The following is a 14190-nucleotide window of genomic DNA, read 5'->3' as shown; positions in this document are numbered from 1 at the left end:
GGCGACACCGCCCACCGACGTCAGCAGCTCCGACCCCTCGAAGTCGCCGCGCAGCGTCACGGCATCCGCGACCTGCCCGGCATCGATGCGCCGCTGGATTGCCGTGAAGATGTGGCCGTGTGCGGTGTGCGCGAAATGCTCGGACCGCAGGAACTCCTGCACCCGCTCATAGATGCGGTTGTTCGCCAGCAGCGCGCCGAGCACCGCCTGCTCCGCCGCAGTGTTGTGCGGCGGCACGCGCAGGCTGGGCGCCACGGCGTCCGGCGGCGGGAAGTGGAGGATGTTATGGGTGGCCATGCGGCTTCTCCGGGTGGACGGCCGGCTCGGCGCGAGCGCGCTGTTGCGCGTGCAGCTCGGCGGCGGCCCTGTCTGTCATCAGCCGCAGCGCGGCCTCGGGATCTGTCGTGTGGCTGCTGACCAGCGCGGCGCAGCGCGCCAGCGCGCTCAGGGATTCGCCCAGCGTCGCGCCCTGCAGGCGCGCCGTCACTGCGGCGTAGAGGCGCGGGGACACTGACGGGAGAGCAGCGGGCATATCAGGCGCCCCGCCGGCGGCGGATGGCGAGATAGGCGCACTGGCCGTCGGGCAGGCGCTGCGTCGTCAGCAGCACCAGGCCATCGCTAGCCGCCTTGTCGGCCGCCGCCGCCTGCGCCAGCGCCAGGCGCATCTCGACACCTCGCTTTTGGAGGGGGAGGCCGCGCGCCTCCGCCAGATGGCCGGTGAAATAGGTGTACCGGTCACCCGGCCTGGCCGTGGCGAGCCAATCCGCAAAGCGCGGAGCGGGCGGAGGAGGTGGCGCTGTGCGGCGCCTGACCATGTCGAGACCCGCCGGCAGCACCCGCACCACGCGCTGCTGGTGCTGCCGCGCCGTCTCGAATGCGATCAGGCCGGCGTTCTGCGCCCGGGTCAGCAGGTTGGTGGCCTGGTTGTAGGAGGCGAGACCAACACGCTCCGCAATGACGGCATTGCTGGGGCACGGCCCAGGAGAGGCGCCCAGGTCCGCTGCCAGCCAGCGGAGCAACGTCTCCAGGCGCTCTCCCGGCGCGGCCTGCGGGGCGCTCACGACCGGCCCGCCTCGCGGCGCCGCCGCACGGCTCGCTCTACCGCTTCGGCCAGCGATGGCCAGGCGATGGCCAGCCGGATCAATCCGAGGCGCAGCTCCGGCATGACGCCGTCAGCCCATCCCCAGCCGAGCCCGTACCAGCCGAATCCCACGACGAATTCACAGCGCACAGTTGTTCCCTCCGGCCGCGAACAAGCGCGAGGATCTCCGCCTCGATCGCGGGGTCTGCGGCCATCAAATCGATTGCGTGGGAGAGCTGCGGGGCATTGGTGCCCGCGAGCCAATTTTTAACGGCGCGAGGATCAGCGCCGACGGACGCGGCCAGGCGCTTGGCGCCGGCACGCAGCACACCGTAGCGGGCGGACAGCACACGGCCGATCCGCTCCGCGACCAAATCCGAGGAGGTGGCGGTCACTGACATTTTTCGGTCCACTTCGGGCCGAGAAATGCTCGGCCGCTTCTGCGATTGTCCTGCTCAGCAGAGAGTGGGGTTCGCAGATAATGGATGTCCGGCGAGCCAGCGGCATCGGCCTGGGGGGGCAACCCCGGGCCGATCGCGTTTTCAACCATCGCATTCAGGTATGCGTCCGGCCAACGATATGGCCTGTGCTGCTCACCGACGCGCATCAGGCTGCCTCAGAGTCCGGACGTGGATTCGCAGCGGGACGCCACTGCACATCTTGCAGCGTGATGTGGCCCAGCCCCGCTGCCCTGCAGGCATCCAAAATCGGCACCCAGTACCGGGCAGGAATGCCATGACGGGGCCAATTCGAAACAGCGCTGCGGCGCGCCCCCACCAAGGCCGAAACCTTGGTAGAGCCGCCCAGCGCCTTGACGATTTCCGAAGCGTCCATGCCGGATGCATGCCAGAAATTCTGGCACGAAACAAGGATGATGGAAGGTTGAACGCCAGTTTTACTGGCAAGCCTTCGGCCACCTTTGCTGGCTATGTAGTAGGCATGTCGCAGCACATGCCTGACCAGATCGCAGCCCGTTTACGAGCCATTCGAGCAGAGCTCGGGATGGACCAGAGCGCCTTTGCCAAATGGCTGGGCGTGAACCGCACACGGTATGTGAACTGGGAGAATGCCGAGAATAAGCCCGGCGAAGAGGCCATGGTGGTCCTCTGTGACAAGACCGGCGTGACCCTTGATTACATTTACCGAGGGCGCTTAGACGCTGTTCCTACGGCGCTGGCCATCCGTCTGACAGCACGCGAACAGGGCCTTGATCCAGATGCGGCCGGCTTTGAGCCTGGCTCTGTGACTCAGGCGCTTGCACGGGCAATACGACCGGCTTAGGCCACACGAAACCACGTTTACCCCGGCACATCTCGCGATTCTTCCTCAGCGAACAAACCGTAAACAACGTTTGCACCCTAACCTTTCGTTCCGGGTGACCGTCAAGCGCAATCTGCTCGACTGCCAGAAAATCTGACTTTTCTGTTGAGATGTGCCAGATATTCTGGCAGTTGAATCCGGCGCCGGATCCTGGCGCTGGAGGCACCCATGCACATCCCCCCTGCCGCGAACTCGCAGCGGCCTGACCCCCGCAAAGTGCAGCCGCAGGTGGATGGGTCCCACCTGCACGACGACCCCCGCCCCACGGAGCTGGTGCTCCATGACGAGCGCGGCCGGCCCTTCCTCCGCATTTTCCCGACCGGCAAAGTCCATTGCACCGACCCGCGCGGCGCGATCCGCCGCATTGCCGGGCTGGCGCTCAATCCGCTGCTGCGCACCGCGCTGACCGCGGCGCTGCGCCTGCAGGCCGAGCGGGATGAGGGCGCGCCACAGATCGTGCCGCCCTCGACTGACGAGCTGCTGGACGATCCGCGCCTGCGGGCGGCGCGGCAGCGGGGCGCCGAGATCGTCGTCACGATGTCCGCCGGCCGCCCCGCTCGCTGGGGCGTCTTTCTCGCTGGTGGCCTAGCGCCGATCGCCGAGGCCGACACCGCCGCCGAGGCGCGCAGCCTCGCCCTGCAGGCCGCCCCCGCCCACCCCAACACCGTCCTGCGCGTGATGCGGATCGAAGAGACGATCCACATCCGCGTGGACGAGCCGATCTATGAGGACGAGCTGTGATGATCACCGCTGGCCTGGCGCGCTCAGCGCGCGCCCTGCTGATCGCTGTCAACCGCTCCGGCGCGGTGCCCACCAAGCTGCGCGACGGCATTGCCGGCACCGCCAGTGAGCTGCTGGCCATGCCCGGCCGCGACGCGCAGGCGCTGCGCGATTGCGGCGCCCGCATCGGCGCGGCGCTGCTGTCGCTGGAGGCGGACGATCTGCCCGTCACCTACGCCAGCGCCCGCTGCGGCCGCATCCTGCAGGCCGCCATCGAGGCGGAGCGGCAGGAGTCCGCCCTCGGCCTTGCCATCCCGCCGGTGCCGCCCGAGGCGCGGGTGGTGATCCAATGACCCGCCCTGATGCGGATGCCGCGCTGCGCGATCTGGAGCAGGGCATCCTCGTTGCGCTGGTCGGAATTGTCGCGGTGCTGACGCTGCTGCTGTGCGCGGTCGGGAGCATGCCGCTGTGAGCGGCGTCGCCGCCAGCTGGACGCCGGAGCGGCGCGCCAGGCAGAGCGTCGCGATGCGCGCCTTTTGGGAGCGCCGCAGATCCGACCTCGCCGCACGGGCGACCGAGATGGAGGTCCCGCAGGCAGACATCACGCCCGCTGCTGCCCCCGAGCCTCAGAGCAAGGCGGTGTCCGAGCGCACCGCCTGGACCGAGGCGCGCGCGCTGCTGCTGGCGCGCATGTCGGTCGTGGAGGTCGCACGTGAGCTGCAGCTTCCCACGGGCCGCGTGTCCGCGCTCGCGGAGGAACTCGGCGTAGCGAAGAGCAAGTTGTCAAAGGGAGCACTGCGGCATGGGTAAGATCCTGAGTGATGTCCGCCAGCACGATGTGGAAGACACCGTGCCCGGCGGCATCGCCGTGGAGCGTCTTCGCTCCATCATCGAACGGGTCGAGAAGCTGGACGAACAGCGCAAGGAACTCGGCGAGGACATTTCGCAGATTTTCCAGGAAGCGAAGAGCGCCGGTTTCGACGTGAAGGCGGTCAAGGCGGTCATCCGCATCCGCAAGCAGAAGCCTTCCGAGGTGGAGCAGCTCGAGAACCTGGTGGACCTGTACCGCCGCGCCCTCGGGATGTAGCCGTGCGGACAGTGCTCATCATCGCCCTGAGCCTTCTGCTGCCGCTTGTGGCTGCGGCGGTGCTGGCTTGGTGGTTCACCGAGATGGAGGCGCGTGACCAGGCGCGCATGAGGCTGGACGATTACCAGATCTCGCGCTCTGCGCACGGCACCCTCAGTGGCAGCGCGCGCCATGGGCAATGACGCGCGCGCCGTCTCGGAGCAGGTCTTTGACCTGCCAGAGAACGAGCTGACGGTAGGCACCACGGCTTGGCCCGATCGTCCCCTGGTGCTGCAGCTGCGTGACCAGGTCACCGGCCACTATCGCTATCAGCGCCTGTCCGTGCTGGACGCCCTGGATGTGGCCGCGGCCATCCAGCAGGTCGTCAGCTGGACGCCGCCGTGCTGCGCCTGGTGCGGCCACACCGCCGCGGAGGCGGATGCGTTCTTCGCGGCGCCGAACGGCGCGGTGCGGATATGCCTGCCCTGCGCCTCCGATGCAGCGCGGCAGATGCAGCAGGCTCTGGAGGAGGATGCCGCATGAACGAGCAACCGAGCGATGCCCGCCAGCGAGAGGCTGAACGCCTCGTGCTGGTGATGGCCCCGTCCTTCCAGGGCGGGCACAGCAAGACGGGTGACGAGGTGGCTGCCTTTCTGGGCATCCCCTTCCCTATCGTGATGCCTGCTTTGGAAAAGGCGGCCAGGATGCGCGGGTTCGATCCCGCCAAGCTTTGGCCCTGGTACGAGAAGATGAAGCGGGAGAGAGCCAGTGTCCGCAATGAATGACCCAGTGAACCGAGATACATCATGCTGAGCGAGAATCGTGCTGGACGCTTTTTTCGGGACATGGCTGTTCCGAGTGTCGAAGAATTTCGCAGTATGCAGTATGACAGACGCCTTGCCTGTTTGGCTGCCATCATGGTCGTGCATGTAGCTGATCATATTGTATCGGCAGATGCTGAAATCCCGCCTAACAGGATCATGAATGTGCAGCAGAAGCTTTCATGCCAGTTTTCTAAAAGCTGCACAGCATTCTCCATATGCCGGGATATCAGCAATAGTTCAAAGCACGGTCGGGGCAAGAAAGTTCGGAATCACCTTCAAGATTATTGGGACGTCAAGCAAGATAGACCCGGTTTCTTTGAGGCTGCTATGGGCCAGGGGAGTTTCGCTAACCAGATTAAGCTGATTGTCGACACACCGACTGGCCCACAGTTTGTCATCGACATTCTTGATGAAGCACTGGTGATGCTGAAGGCCGAACTTGCACTCAGGACATGCAAGATGCCTCGTCATGATCCAGAAATTTAGAGTCGAAGTCACTGGCATGTTCAGCGCCTATCGGAGAACGGCCAGCATCACCCTCTCACCGCCAGCCGCGTGGTGCTGACCGTCGCGCATCTGAACCACCAGCCGGAGGACTGCCGGCCGGAGAACCTGCTGGCAGGGTGTCAGAGGTGCCACAACCTCTACGACGCGCCCATGCGGCGGCAGGGCATTGCCGATCGGCGACGAGCAACAATGGCGGGCGGCGACTTGCTTGCCAGTATCGCGGCGATACCCCGGCGCCTCTGACCAGTCGCCTCAGGCTCCCGGAGGCGAAAGCGGCCCGCAAGGGCGCAGGGAGACAGAGCGGATTGCTCCAACAAGCCCGCCCGGGCGGTGAAAGCCCGCCAGCCCCCTCCTTCCCCAAAAAAGCAAACCTACGGTTTACCTATAGGAAACCGTCAGCCAACAGATGACGTGGGTTTGCTGTTGGCCTACAGGTGCCCAAATGTTGACCACTTGCTTCCTAGTCCATAGGGTTGCCCAAAGGTAAACCTATGGTGGGCCGTTGGCCGACCGTTTGCAGAGAGTAAGCAGGCATGCCGACTATCGTGTTCGCGACGCCAAAAGGGGGAGCCGGAAAGTCCACCTCGGCTCTCCTGCTGGCGGCAGAGCTGGCCCGGAGAGGGGCGGCGGTTACCTTGATTGATGCCGACCCCAACCGTCCCCTTGTGCGGTGGGGCGGCCGCCCTGGCTGTCCCGAAAACGTCTCGGTGGTGGGGGATGTGACAGAGCGGACCATCATCAACACGATCGAGACGGCCGCTCAGCGGACCCCCTTCGTCATTGTCGACCTCGAGGGCACGGCCTCGCGCATGCAGGTCTATGCCATCAGCCGAGCTGACCTGGTGGTGGTGCCCACCCAAGGCTCTGTGCTGGACGCGGTGGAGGCTGTGGCCGCAGTGCGAGAGGTGCAGCAGCAGGAGGTGGCTTTCCGCATCAAGATCCCGGTTGCGATCCTCTTCACCCGCACGAGCGCGGCCCTACAGCCTCGTACCCTCTCCAGCATTGCGTCCGAGTTCGAAGGGCAGGGCATCAGGGTGATGTCGGTTCGCCTGCACGATCGCGACGCCTTCCGTGCGCTCTTTTCCTTCGGCGGCACGCTTGCATCGCTGGACCCCAAGCAGGTCCGGAACATCCCGGCCGCCCAGGAAAATGCCTCTGCCTTTGCCGGCGAGGTGGTGGCCATCCTCAAGCAGCAGGCAGCGGCAGCATGACCTCGACCCGCATGAGCATCTTTGAAAGCCAGAAGCCCTCCGACAGCGAGCTGGACGTGAGCGCCTTCCGCCCGAAAGCGCCTGCACCTGCGGCGCCAGCCGCGGAGCAGCTTGATCAGCTCAGCCAGGGGTCGAAATTCAGAAGCCGGGAAGCGGTGGCCGAAGCCCCGGTGCCCGCAACCCCCGCAGCATCACGCCGGGCGCCTCGTACACACCGGACCGGCCGCAATCAGACGATCAGCGTCAAGACGACCGCAGCAGCGGCAGATCTGTTTTACCAGCTGGCCGACCAGTCCGGGCTAAAGGTGGCCGAGACCTTTGAGCGTGCGCTCGCGGCGCTGCAGCGAGAGCTGGAGAGGGAAGGGCGGTAGACTCAGGTTGCGCCTTAGTTACCAGCCGCATACCTTGCACACCTCATTCGCGGAGCTAACAGACACGCCAACCCCTTGAAACGAAAAAAGCCCCCACGGCGCCAACCGGGGAGCTTTTCCGACAGTCCAGCCAAGGGCAGGGACCGCGCACTACTGTTCTGACGCGCATCCTGCCCCGCCGAGCCCGCCGAATCAAGCGCCAACTTGATAACGCTCTAGCTCGGCCTGCTGTCGGCTACCGACACAGGAACGAGGATGCCCATCCACCACCGCCGGCCCGCGCGCGCCGGTTGCCAACCCGTGGCCGCCTGGCAGCGCCAGCGCCTCGGCCACGCCGACCGTCTACGCATTATGGAGGCCGCCCGCCGACGGGAGCGGGAGACCTATCGCCGCGGCTCCGGCCGGCATGGTGGCGAGCTGCGAGAGACAGCCCTGCGCGTGCTCTGGACGCTGCTCTACCGGGGGCTGGGGAGGGCAGGGGCGTGTGACCCGGCCCTCCAGCAGATCGCCAACGCGGCTCACCTAGCGCGCTCGACGGTGCAGGAGGCGGTCACGCGGCTGGAGGAGGCGGGCATCCTGCTGCGGATCCCGCGCGGCACCGTGGCCGGCGGCCGGTGGGTCCAAGTGACCAACGCCTACCTGTTCCGGGCGCCTGGCGAGTGGAACCGGCCAAGCGATACCGGCAGCCGGTCAGCCTCAGATTCCTATGAAAAACCAGAAGAAGAGCAGGGGGAGGGGAGGGTGCTCTGGCAAGGCTGCGAGCCGCCGCCAATCGAGCCAACTCGGCTGGAGGAGATGCGCGCGCGGTGGGGGCTATAGGCACCTAGTACGAAACAAGTACAAAATCCCCTTGTTCCTTTTCCGTTCGCCTCATAGGTTCGGCACGGGCGTGTTGGCGCGCGCCTCGCCTGACCATGGAGAATCCCCGCTATGGCCCCCCGACCCGCGAAGCGACCCCCCACGCCAACACGCCCGAACCCCCTCCAGCGCGTAGCCGACCTGGCAGGACGCGCCGTGTCGCCCGATCGCATGCGCCGCGAGGTAGAAGCGATGGTGGCTGGCCTGCTCAGCTGGGCGGGGGAGGAGGGGCGCATTGAGGTGCGAGAGCGCCTGGAGGAACTGGCCAGCCAACTCGCCGAAGGTGTCGAGGCAGCGCAGGAGGCGACGGCCGATCTCGACAGCAGCGACCGCATTGGCCTGCGCCAAGCGGAGGCGGCCGTGGCAGTTCTGCGCGCGGCGCACGACGCGTTCAAAGCGGCGCAGGCCGCCATCCAATGACGCCCGCGGAGTTCCGGCAGTGCCTGGCCGATCTCCATTGGAGACCGGCCGAGGCAGCCCGCATTCTCGACGTAGAACAGATCACAGTCAGGCGCTGGTCCTGCGGTCTTAGCCCTGTGCCGCCGACGGTGGCCGCTTGGCTGCGCCCGCTGGCGGTCGGCATGCGTGCGCTGATGGCACAGAACCCAGCCCCGCCGGTGCGCCGCGGAGCGCAGCGTCCGCTGACAGAAGCCGACCCGTGATCGAGCTCGAGGGCGCAGACCGCGACGACGTGCTGGAGAGCATCCGCTACGCGCTTCGCTACAGCCTGGAAGGGCGGCCGCTGAGGAAGACCTTAGCCTGCCCGGCGCCAGACCAGGCCGCAGACCGCGTGCTCGAGCAGATGGAGCGGTCCGGATGCAGACTGGTCAGGCTGCCGCCGGCCAGGGCGCACTCGGCGGGGTGATTGCGGCGGGAGCTGGGCCACGGAGCGAAGAGCCACTGTTATGCATTGGAGCAATGAGGCTTTTAGTACGAGGTACACCAAGCTGCCGCCGCGCCACACCGCTACATAAGCTATGATCATAAAGTTAAAGGCTTTTTAAGGCCTGAGACTGTCTACAAAACTTGCTACTTAAGAGGTGAGTGCCGGCCAGAGCACTTCGCCATCGGTAGCGAGGCACTTGACGCCCCAGACTTGCAGAGGATGATGTTCATCTTCAAGATCGCATTCACACCGATGAGGTACTGGCGGTCCAAATTGCTCGGCTAGAGCAAGTCCGGCTTCAGTACGACGGTTTGCCCGAGCGCTTTTCCCTTCCACTGTTATAGTAAGGGCAACATCAACGTGAGCATAGACACCATCTTCAGGAAGATGCTTAATATCAATCAGATAACCGTCACCCGACTTAGGTAATGACCCAAAACAAGAGCTACGAAAACCGCAATAGTATTTGCGTTTTTTTCCAGGAGGCGGGTTGTTTTTTCTCTCATTTTTCTTAACTGCGATGCCGCAGCCTATATGATGAACGTCACTGTCTTCAGGCGCTAGCCTGCGAAGCACAGCAGATTCGTGCGATGCACCATCTTCCTTAGCAGGCCCAAACCTCCATAGGAAGCTATCAACATGAACATCGTTCTCAAATGCGTTATCGTAAACAATACAACGCGAAATTACATCTTCTTCTTGAATTTCAACAATCATGGATTGCTCGCATTTGTAAGCAGAAAATGATTTATCGAAATTGAATCGGCTCGTTGTACTGTTTTTTTATTGCGGCGCACTACATAGCCCATCTCTCCTTCGGTAACAGTGAGTGCATAGGCCGTATCGGCTAAAACCCAAAGCATTACGACAGCATCGCCACCGTGCCAGCTAATGCGAGGTGGCGCATACTGGTGCTTTCTAAGAGCATTGATAACAACCAAAGCTGATTGAACAGCGCCCTCTTCTACTTCTCGCTCACTTTCTTCTGCATTCGACAAATCAACTAATTGATTTGTAGCTTTTTCATAATATTCTGCAAAAGAAGAGCTTAAATTTTCTGATGAGTTAGCTGTTGGTTCCAAGATTTGCCTAGACGTTGTCTCTGCGGGCTGCCGAAGCCTCACATAGCAAATAGGTAAACCGCTGTTAGAACCATTATAGGTATTCTTGACCATAGAGTGGTGGATTCGGACATCATCAAAATAAGTTTTTAGATCAAAATTCTTTATTGGATCGGGAACATAAATTGCTTCCGGATAGCCAGCAGAAGAATCAGTCGTCATAGAATTTACAGGGTCAGATTTTATTATCGCCCTGAAAATTCTATTCACCGAACTGCTGTTGTTGAATGGATCGCTCATGCCAGCAATCTCGCTGCTCCGTCGGCGCAAATCTGCAGTCCTTCTGAGACAAGCTCATCCAGTATAGCTTCAAGCTTGTCCTCAGGTGGATGTGTCTCAGGCGCAGTGTTCACATCTACTTTGCAGCCTACAAAAGGTATCATTGGCAGCGGCGCGCCAAATGGCATCCCGGGTCCACCAATAAATGCCAGTTGCCCATTAGCCCAGGCACAAAGCCTATTCATCTGCGTTGCTGGAGATGATACAAAATGTTTACGCACATTAAACTGCATAGAAACATCAGTCACAGTTTCAGGAAATGGGAAGACAGAAAGCATCTTTCTGAGCTCCTTTCCTTCTGTCCCCGGACTTACAGACTTTGATAATTCAAAAACCATCGCTAGACGCGCAATTTTTGTGCCTTGATTTAATTTCTTCATCATTCCGCATAAAGTGAAAGCAGCATCTGAAATATCAACTATACGAGGAACAGGTCCGCCTGGTTGAGGCTGTATTGATGACTGGCAAATGATGTCGATGCGACCAACTTGCGAGTTGACCGTCCAGGTGTAATTGCCCCGCTGTCCTGAAGCGCTGGAAATTAGCGTCGGTGTATTAGCTTTTGCGCGTTGGTAGCCGTCTGGAGCGTCTCCAGGGAATAGGCGCTCCCATATCTTCGGCGCGTCGGCCTGCTCGTTGCCCGGCAGCACGAAAATCACGCCCTGGATGTTCTCAGCCTGTAGGTCCGTACTTATTTCCACGTCCAACGCTTCCATCATAGAAATTTCGACGCACAATCGCTGCTCGCAGAACTTCTGCCAATAGCAGATTGCCTTCCAGCTGCGACCAGCCTCACCTGCATGCAGCCTATATGATAAGGTGCGACGATTTCATTAGGGGCAGCCGAGGCAAGCCTTTGACGTCTTCTACCAAGGCAGAAGCTCGAGTAACCAAATCCCATCAAGATAGGGGTAGACCCGGGCGGCCGCCATCACAGGCAGGACAACGTCTCAGCCAGACATCTGAACCGTTAGCACCATACCGGTAGCTGCATCGTTGACAGTACAACTCATAGACCATCTGATTATGGTCATTGCCAGGAAGATCGGTCTTGCGGATCACTGTCTGACCATTGCGATTGGTCGTCCCGGGTTGTGTAGTGTTGCGATTGATTTGTGCCATTTTCTTCCTGCGCAAAGTCAGCCGAACTTCTTGGCGAGCTTCTCCCAAAGATTCAGCGTCGCCTGCGAGGGCGCGCGCGCTTCGACACCGCCATCCTCGTCCACTGCGATCCTGCCGGAGGCGCGCTCCTGGACGGAATGGACGATGATGCCCACCACGGTGCCATCCTCATTCATCTCGAGGATCAGGCCGGGCGCAATCGTATCTCGCCGGCGCACGAACCGGCGCGGTGCAAAGCGCACCTCGCAGACATCCTCATCAGGGTCGTAGCTTGTCGTGATCATGCCACCAGACCTAAACCCCAGATTGATGATGATGGATTGGATGCCGCCTTGTTGCGAGTGATTCTGCTGCTGGCCTGCCTCTGGGCACCGGCCGCCTGGTCAACGGAGCTGCAGGGGCGGGTGGTGGGCATCCACGACGGCGATACCCTGACTCTCCTGGCATCGGGCAACCAGCAGGTCCGCATCCGCCTGGGCAGCATCGATGCGCCCGAGAGCCGGCAGCCCTATGGCATACGGGCCCAGCAGGAGTTGTCCAGCCTGGCCGGACGGAAGGAAGCGCGGGTGGTGGTCGAGGACATCGACCGCTACGGCCGAACGGTTGGCCGGCTCTGGGTCGGCGCGGTGGACGTGAATGCGGAGCTGGTCCGCCGCGGCGCTTCCTGGGTGTACCAGCAGTACAACCGTGACCCTGCGCTTCTGGCTCTGGAAGCCGAGGCAAAGGCTGCAAAGAAGGGCCTCTGGGCACTGCCGCCTTCCGAGCGAATAGCCCCCTGGGCCTGGCGCGGTGGAGACCGGCGGAGCTCGGCCCAGGAGCGATCCTCGGCGGGCGCCCTGCACAGCCGTGCGCCTGAGCTGAGCTGCGGGGCCAAGCGCTACTGCGGCCAGATGCGCGACTGCGCCGAAGCGCGCTTCTATTTCAGCCAATGCAACGTCAGTCGGCTCGACGGTGATGGTGACGGCATGCCCTGTGAGCGGCTCTGCCGCTGAGCCAAGGGCCGGCTTTTGGGTGAAAGCTGCCTTGCACAGTCCTGCAAACGATAAGCCCAGATTATCGGGCTAAAGCCGGCCTTCCGGTGCACCTGGAATTCTCACCATTTGTATGGTGTGTCTTCTGATTGGCACGATGGTATTAACTGTTCCGAAGGGTACTATCCTCCGAAGGGCAGCAAGTGTTTGACATCGAGAAATGGGCAACGTCTTACGAAAAGACGATTTCTCTAGTTAGTGCGGTGAGCACTACTGCAGCGGTAGTCGTTGCTTTGTGGGCAGCATGGCTGGCGAAGGCCGCGCACAAACCAAAATTGAGGGCTCGGCTTGTTAAAATGGCTGTCGCAACTAGAGAAAGCGGACCAGTCGGGGAATACATCTCAGTTGTAGTAAATAACGTTGGCTTGGTTCCAATTAATCTTAATCAATTCTGCTTCAGGCTAAGGGCTAGTTTATACAAAAAAACAAGCGTTATATCTGTTCCGGTTCATGCTGTGGGCGATAAAGTTATCCACACGGTTGTCTTCCCCGTCACCGTTAATCCTAATACAAGTTTTACTCTCTTCATTCTGGAAGAAAAGCAATTCGAATACGTTGCACGAAGATTCCTAAACCATAATTGGTGCAATCGCTTGATCTTAGCAGAGCTTACTGGAGCCTATCTTTGGACTGATGGCGAATTTATGTTTCCTGTAAAAATTAGTAAAGACATACGGAAACAATTCCGCCGATTGGCTCGCAACAAAACGGAATTATCAAAGGAATAGAATGCATAATTTTTAAAACAGATTTACTGAAAGGGCCTCGCCAATTCAGGCGGTATTTTAGTTACCGGCCCAAAAGGGTCCTTCTATTGCCCACCCCATACCCCTGCGGCAGCCGCTTCCCGTCCAGCCAGCAATCAACGATGTGCGCCAGGATGGCCGAATTGCCGGCGTGCATGCCGTGGAACGGGTGCTCTGGCCAGTCGAGCAGGTTCGCGACGCCCCAGCAGCGGAGACGGGCGCCGCGGTACTCCACGACCGTCCAGCCCCGCTCCGGCTCCTCCGGCCTTTGGATGATCTTGGCGCCTTCGGGGATGACGGTGGGCATGGCCATGCCCGGCTTGTTACTCCCCGGCGCTCAGCGCCACCAGCCCAGCCCGGATCCGCGCCTGCAAGGTGCCATTGGCCTGGGTCAGCGCCACCACCTCCTGCCTCGCGTCGGCCAGCTGCTCACGCGTCGTCTCCAGCTCGCGCCGCAGGGCCTCCAGGTCGGCGCCACCCTCCCCCAGCTCCGGCTCCGGCGCCGGCTCATCCACCAGCAGCCCGGCCGCCTCCAGCAGCGGCTCCGCCTGATCCTGCCAGGCCATGGCCAGGAGCTGCGCGGCGGCATCGTAACTGGACACGTCCGCGCGGTAGATCGCCAGCAGGGCAGAAAGGGGCGCTTGCCCGTCCGGCGCGTCGCCTGCCACCAGGCCGAGCTTCACCCGCGCAGCCCAGGCGATGTGCTCCAGCGCGGCCAGTGGCGTGGCCGGATTGCGGCGGCGCTCAGCCCAGGCGCCCTCGTGGATGGCCTGCAGGAGCGCCTGCACCGGGTCGGCCGGCTGCGGAGGCTGCTGCGCCTCGGGCTGCTGGGGGGTGGGGACAGGGGCGGGATTGGAGGGCTGCGGGTGATCCCCCGTGCCGCTCTTGGCCGGCAGGTAAGTCAGCCCGAACAGCTCCACGAACGCCTTGCGGCTGTCATCGCCGGCCGGGTTGTCACTCAGCCGCCCGTTCGTATCCTTCTCGCTGTCCCAGTAGCCGGCCGCACAGTATTCCCGGTCGATGAAGTGCTGCCGCATGCGCTGGAGA

General features: G+C 62.2%; 27 protein-coding genes. 17 read left to right on the top strand and 10 right to left on the bottom strand.

From position 1 onward, the window contains the following. From ACFOY6_RS22290 to ACFOY6_RS22275, 4 genes are all read right to left on the bottom strand, one after another. A partial coding sequence (locus ACFOY6_RS22290) for a DnaB-like helicase N-terminal domain-containing protein (RefSeq protein WP_379652274.1) occupies nt 1–297 on the bottom strand: 297 nt, incomplete at its 3' end. Then, nucleotides 284–511 carry a hypothetical protein gene (locus ACFOY6_RS22285; RefSeq protein WP_379652273.1) on the bottom strand — a complete coding sequence of 76 codons (228 nt, stop codon included), beginning with the start codon at nt 509–511 and terminating at the stop codon, nt 284–286. The genes ACFOY6_RS22290 and ACFOY6_RS22285, both read right to left, overlap by 14 nt. 22 nt (nt 512–533) lie before the next feature. After that, a complete protein-coding gene (locus ACFOY6_RS22280; RefSeq protein WP_379652272.1) occupies nt 534–1061 on the bottom strand; it encodes a hypothetical protein in 528 nt (175 codons plus the stop codon). 79 nt (nt 1062–1140) lie between these two features. After that, nucleotides 1141–1476 (bottom strand): hypothetical protein, encoded by a 336-nt coding sequence (locus ACFOY6_RS22275; protein ID WP_379652271.1) that lies wholly within the window; start codon nt 1474–1476, stop codon nt 1141–1143. Between the two features lie 448 nt (nt 1477–1924). Here ACFOY6_RS22275 and ACFOY6_RS22270 point away from each other — a divergent pair, with 448 nt between their 5' ends. From ACFOY6_RS22270 to ACFOY6_RS22200, 15 genes are all read left to right on the top strand, one after another. Then, nucleotides 1925–2362 (top strand): helix-turn-helix transcriptional regulator, encoded by a 438-nt coding sequence (locus ACFOY6_RS22270; RefSeq protein ID WP_379640605.1) that lies wholly within the window; start codon nt 1925–1927, stop codon nt 2360–2362. Between the two features lie 267 nt (nt 2363–2629). Continuing rightward, complete coding sequence (locus tag ACFOY6_RS22265; RefSeq protein ID WP_379640604.1) at nt 2630–3142, top strand: hypothetical protein; 513 nt, start codon at nt 2630–2632, stop codon at nt 3140–3142. Further along, nucleotides 3142–3474 carry a hypothetical protein gene (locus ACFOY6_RS22260; RefSeq protein WP_379652270.1) on the top strand — a complete coding sequence of 111 codons (333 nt, stop codon included), beginning with the start codon at nt 3142–3144 and terminating at the stop codon, nt 3472–3474. Before ACFOY6_RS22265 ends, ACFOY6_RS22260 begins: the two co-directional genes overlap by 1 nt. Beyond that, nucleotides 3471–3593, top strand: coding sequence for a hypothetical protein (locus tag ACFOY6_RS22255; RefSeq protein ID WP_379640602.1), 123 nt, complete (start codon nt 3471–3473; stop codon nt 3591–3593). Before ACFOY6_RS22260 ends, ACFOY6_RS22255 begins: the two co-directional genes overlap by 4 nt. After that, a complete protein-coding gene (locus ACFOY6_RS22250) occupies nt 3590–3931 on the top strand; it encodes a hypothetical protein (protein WP_379652269.1) in 342 nt (113 codons plus the stop codon). The genes ACFOY6_RS22255 and ACFOY6_RS22250 overlap by 4 nt, the downstream gene beginning before the upstream one ends. Further along, nucleotides 3924–4208, top strand: coding sequence for a DUF2312 domain-containing protein (locus ACFOY6_RS22245; protein ID WP_379640600.1), 285 nt, complete (start codon nt 3924–3926; stop codon nt 4206–4208). The genes ACFOY6_RS22250 and ACFOY6_RS22245 overlap by 8 nt, the downstream gene beginning before the upstream one ends. Before the next feature lie 2 nt (nt 4209–4210). Further along, entirely contained in the window at nt 4211–4390 is a 180-nt protein-coding gene (locus ACFOY6_RS22240; protein ID WP_379652268.1) for a hypothetical protein, read from the top strand. Further along, nucleotides 4380–4730, top strand: coding sequence for a hypothetical protein (locus tag ACFOY6_RS22235; protein ID WP_379652267.1), 351 nt, complete (start codon nt 4380–4382; stop codon nt 4728–4730). Before ACFOY6_RS22240 ends, ACFOY6_RS22235 begins: the two co-directional genes overlap by 11 nt. Further along, nucleotides 4727–4972: a hypothetical protein gene (locus ACFOY6_RS22230; RefSeq protein WP_379640597.1), complete on the top strand. Its 246-nt coding sequence runs from the start codon at nt 4727–4729 to the stop codon at nt 4970–4972. The genes ACFOY6_RS22235 and ACFOY6_RS22230 overlap by 4 nt, the downstream gene beginning before the upstream one ends. A 21-nt stretch (nt 4973–4993) precedes the next feature. Then, nucleotides 4994–5497, top strand: coding sequence for a hypothetical protein (locus ACFOY6_RS22225; protein ID WP_379640657.1), 504 nt, complete (start codon nt 4994–4996; stop codon nt 5495–5497). Between the two features lie 554 nt (nt 5498–6051). Next, nucleotides 6052–6729 carry a division plane positioning ATPase MipZ gene (locus ACFOY6_RS22220; protein ID WP_379640655.1) on the top strand — a complete coding sequence of 226 codons (678 nt, stop codon included), beginning with the start codon at nt 6052–6054 and terminating at the stop codon, nt 6727–6729. Beyond that, entirely contained in the window at nt 6726–7100 is a 375-nt protein-coding gene (locus ACFOY6_RS22215; protein ID WP_379640654.1) for a hypothetical protein, read from the top strand. The genes ACFOY6_RS22220 and ACFOY6_RS22215 overlap by 4 nt, the downstream gene beginning before the upstream one ends. A 255-nt stretch (nt 7101–7355) precedes the next feature. Further along, entirely contained in the window at nt 7356–7919 is a 564-nt protein-coding gene (locus tag ACFOY6_RS22210; protein WP_379652266.1) for a hypothetical protein, read from the top strand. 195 nt (nt 7920–8114) lie between these two features. Beyond that, complete coding sequence (locus ACFOY6_RS22205; protein WP_379640652.1) at nt 8115–8378, top strand: hypothetical protein; 264 nt, start codon at nt 8115–8117, stop codon at nt 8376–8378. 238 nt (nt 8379–8616) lie between these two features. After that, complete coding sequence (locus ACFOY6_RS22200; RefSeq protein ID WP_379640651.1) at nt 8617–8823, top strand: hypothetical protein; 207 nt, start codon at nt 8617–8619, stop codon at nt 8821–8823. 168 nt (nt 8824–8991) lie between these two features. Here the strand turns inward: ACFOY6_RS22200 and ACFOY6_RS22195 are convergent, their stop codons facing one another. The 4 genes from ACFOY6_RS22195 to ACFOY6_RS22180 form a co-directional block, all read right to left on the bottom strand. Then, a complete protein-coding gene (locus ACFOY6_RS22195; protein ID WP_379640650.1) occupies nt 8992–9561 on the bottom strand; it encodes a hypothetical protein in 570 nt (189 codons plus the stop codon). Continuing rightward, complete coding sequence (locus ACFOY6_RS22190; protein WP_379640649.1) at nt 9558–10205, bottom strand: hypothetical protein; 648 nt, start codon at nt 10203–10205, stop codon at nt 9558–9560. The genes ACFOY6_RS22195 and ACFOY6_RS22190 overlap by 4 nt, the downstream gene beginning before the upstream one ends. Further along, nucleotides 10202–10960 (bottom strand): hypothetical protein, encoded by a 759-nt coding sequence (locus ACFOY6_RS22185; RefSeq protein WP_379652265.1) that lies wholly within the window; start codon nt 10958–10960, stop codon nt 10202–10204. Before ACFOY6_RS22185 ends, ACFOY6_RS22190 begins: the two co-directional genes overlap by 4 nt. 423 nt (nt 10961–11383) lie before the next feature. Then, the gene (locus ACFOY6_RS22180; RefSeq protein ID WP_379652264.1) at nt 11384–11650 is read right to left on the bottom strand and encodes a DUF2283 domain-containing protein; all 267 of its coding nucleotides are present in this window, start codon (nt 11648–11650) and stop codon (nt 11384–11386) included. 36 nt (nt 11651–11686) lie between these two features. Between ACFOY6_RS22180 and ACFOY6_RS22175 the strand changes: the two genes are divergently transcribed. Both ACFOY6_RS22175 and ACFOY6_RS22170 read left to right on the top strand, forming a co-directional pair. Beyond that, complete coding sequence (locus tag ACFOY6_RS22175) at nt 11687–12358, top strand: thermonuclease family protein (protein ID WP_379652263.1); 672 nt, start codon at nt 11687–11689, stop codon at nt 12356–12358. Between the two features lie 182 nt (nt 12359–12540). Next, nucleotides 12541–13125, top strand: coding sequence for a hypothetical protein (locus ACFOY6_RS22170; protein ID WP_379640645.1), 585 nt, complete (start codon nt 12541–12543; stop codon nt 13123–13125). 61 nt (nt 13126–13186) lie between these two features. On the opposite strand, the gene ACFOY6_RS22165 is transcribed toward ACFOY6_RS22170, so the two are convergent. Both ACFOY6_RS22165 and ACFOY6_RS22160 read right to left on the bottom strand, forming a co-directional pair. Continuing rightward, complete coding sequence (locus ACFOY6_RS22165) at nt 13187–13456, bottom strand: hypothetical protein (protein ID WP_379652262.1); 270 nt, start codon at nt 13454–13456, stop codon at nt 13187–13189. Nucleotides 13457–13466: 10 nt separating this feature from the next. Continuing rightward, nucleotides 13467–14190 (bottom strand): hypothetical protein (locus tag ACFOY6_RS22160; RefSeq protein WP_379652261.1); only part of this gene is annotated, 724 nt, incomplete at its 5' end.

This window comes from Teichococcus aestuarii (assembly GCF_042651065.1).
Classification (GTDB): Bacteria; Pseudomonadota; Alphaproteobacteria; order Acetobacterales; family Acetobacteraceae; genus Pseudoroseomonas; species Pseudoroseomonas aestuarii.
Note: the sequence above shows the minus strand (reverse complement) of the source record. Positions and strands in the feature narration are given on the sequence as shown.

Excerpts from the sequence above, each read along its gene's own strand:
- ACFOY6_RS22270 (WP_379640605.1), top strand. The coding sequence starts at position 1,925 with ATGCCAGAAATTCTGGCACGAAACAAGGATGATGGAAGGTTGAACGCC.
- ACFOY6_RS22260 (WP_379652270.1), top strand. The coding sequence starts at position 3,142 with ATGATCACCGCTGGCCTGGCGCGCTCAGCGCGCGCCCTGCTGATCGCT.
- ACFOY6_RS22255 (WP_379640602.1), top strand. The coding sequence starts at position 3,471 with ATGACCCGCCCTGATGCGGATGCCGCGCTGCGCGATCTGGAGCAGGGC.
- ACFOY6_RS22245 (WP_379640600.1), top strand. The coding sequence starts at position 3,924 with ATGGGTAAGATCCTGAGTGATGTCCGCCAGCACGATGTGGAAGACACC.
- ACFOY6_RS22235 (WP_379652267.1), top strand. The coding sequence starts at position 4,380 with ATGGGCAATGACGCGCGCGCCGTCTCGGAGCAGGTCTTTGACCTGCCA.
- ACFOY6_RS22230 (WP_379640597.1), top strand. The coding sequence starts at position 4,727 with ATGAACGAGCAACCGAGCGATGCCCGCCAGCGAGAGGCTGAACGCCTC.
- ACFOY6_RS22225 (WP_379640657.1), top strand. The coding sequence starts at position 4,994 with ATGCTGAGCGAGAATCGTGCTGGACGCTTTTTTCGGGACATGGCTGTT.
- ACFOY6_RS22220 (WP_379640655.1), top strand. The coding sequence starts at position 6,052 with ATGCCGACTATCGTGTTCGCGACGCCAAAAGGGGGAGCCGGAAAGTCC.
- ACFOY6_RS22215 (WP_379640654.1), top strand. The coding sequence starts at position 6,726 with ATGACCTCGACCCGCATGAGCATCTTTGAAAGCCAGAAGCCCTCCGAC.
- ACFOY6_RS22210 (WP_379652266.1), top strand. The coding sequence starts at position 7,356 with ATGCCCATCCACCACCGCCGGCCCGCGCGCGCCGGTTGCCAACCCGTG.
- ACFOY6_RS22195 (WP_379640650.1), bottom strand. The coding sequence starts at position 9,561 with ATGATTGTTGAAATTCAAGAAGAAGATGTAATTTCGCGTTGTATTGTT.
- ACFOY6_RS22190 (WP_379640649.1), bottom strand. The coding sequence starts at position 10,205 with ATGAGCGATCCATTCAACAACAGCAGTTCGGTGAATAGAATTTTCAGG.
- ACFOY6_RS22185 (WP_379652265.1), bottom strand. The coding sequence starts at position 10,960 with ATGGAAGCGTTGGACGTGGAAATAAGTACGGACCTACAGGCTGAGAAC.
- ACFOY6_RS22180 (WP_379652264.1), bottom strand. The coding sequence starts at position 11,650 with ATGATCACGACAAGCTACGACCCTGATGAGGATGTCTGCGAGGTGCGC.
- ACFOY6_RS22165 (WP_379652262.1), bottom strand. The coding sequence starts at position 13,456 with ATGGCCATGCCCACCGTCATCCCCGAAGGCGCCAAGATCATCCAAAGG.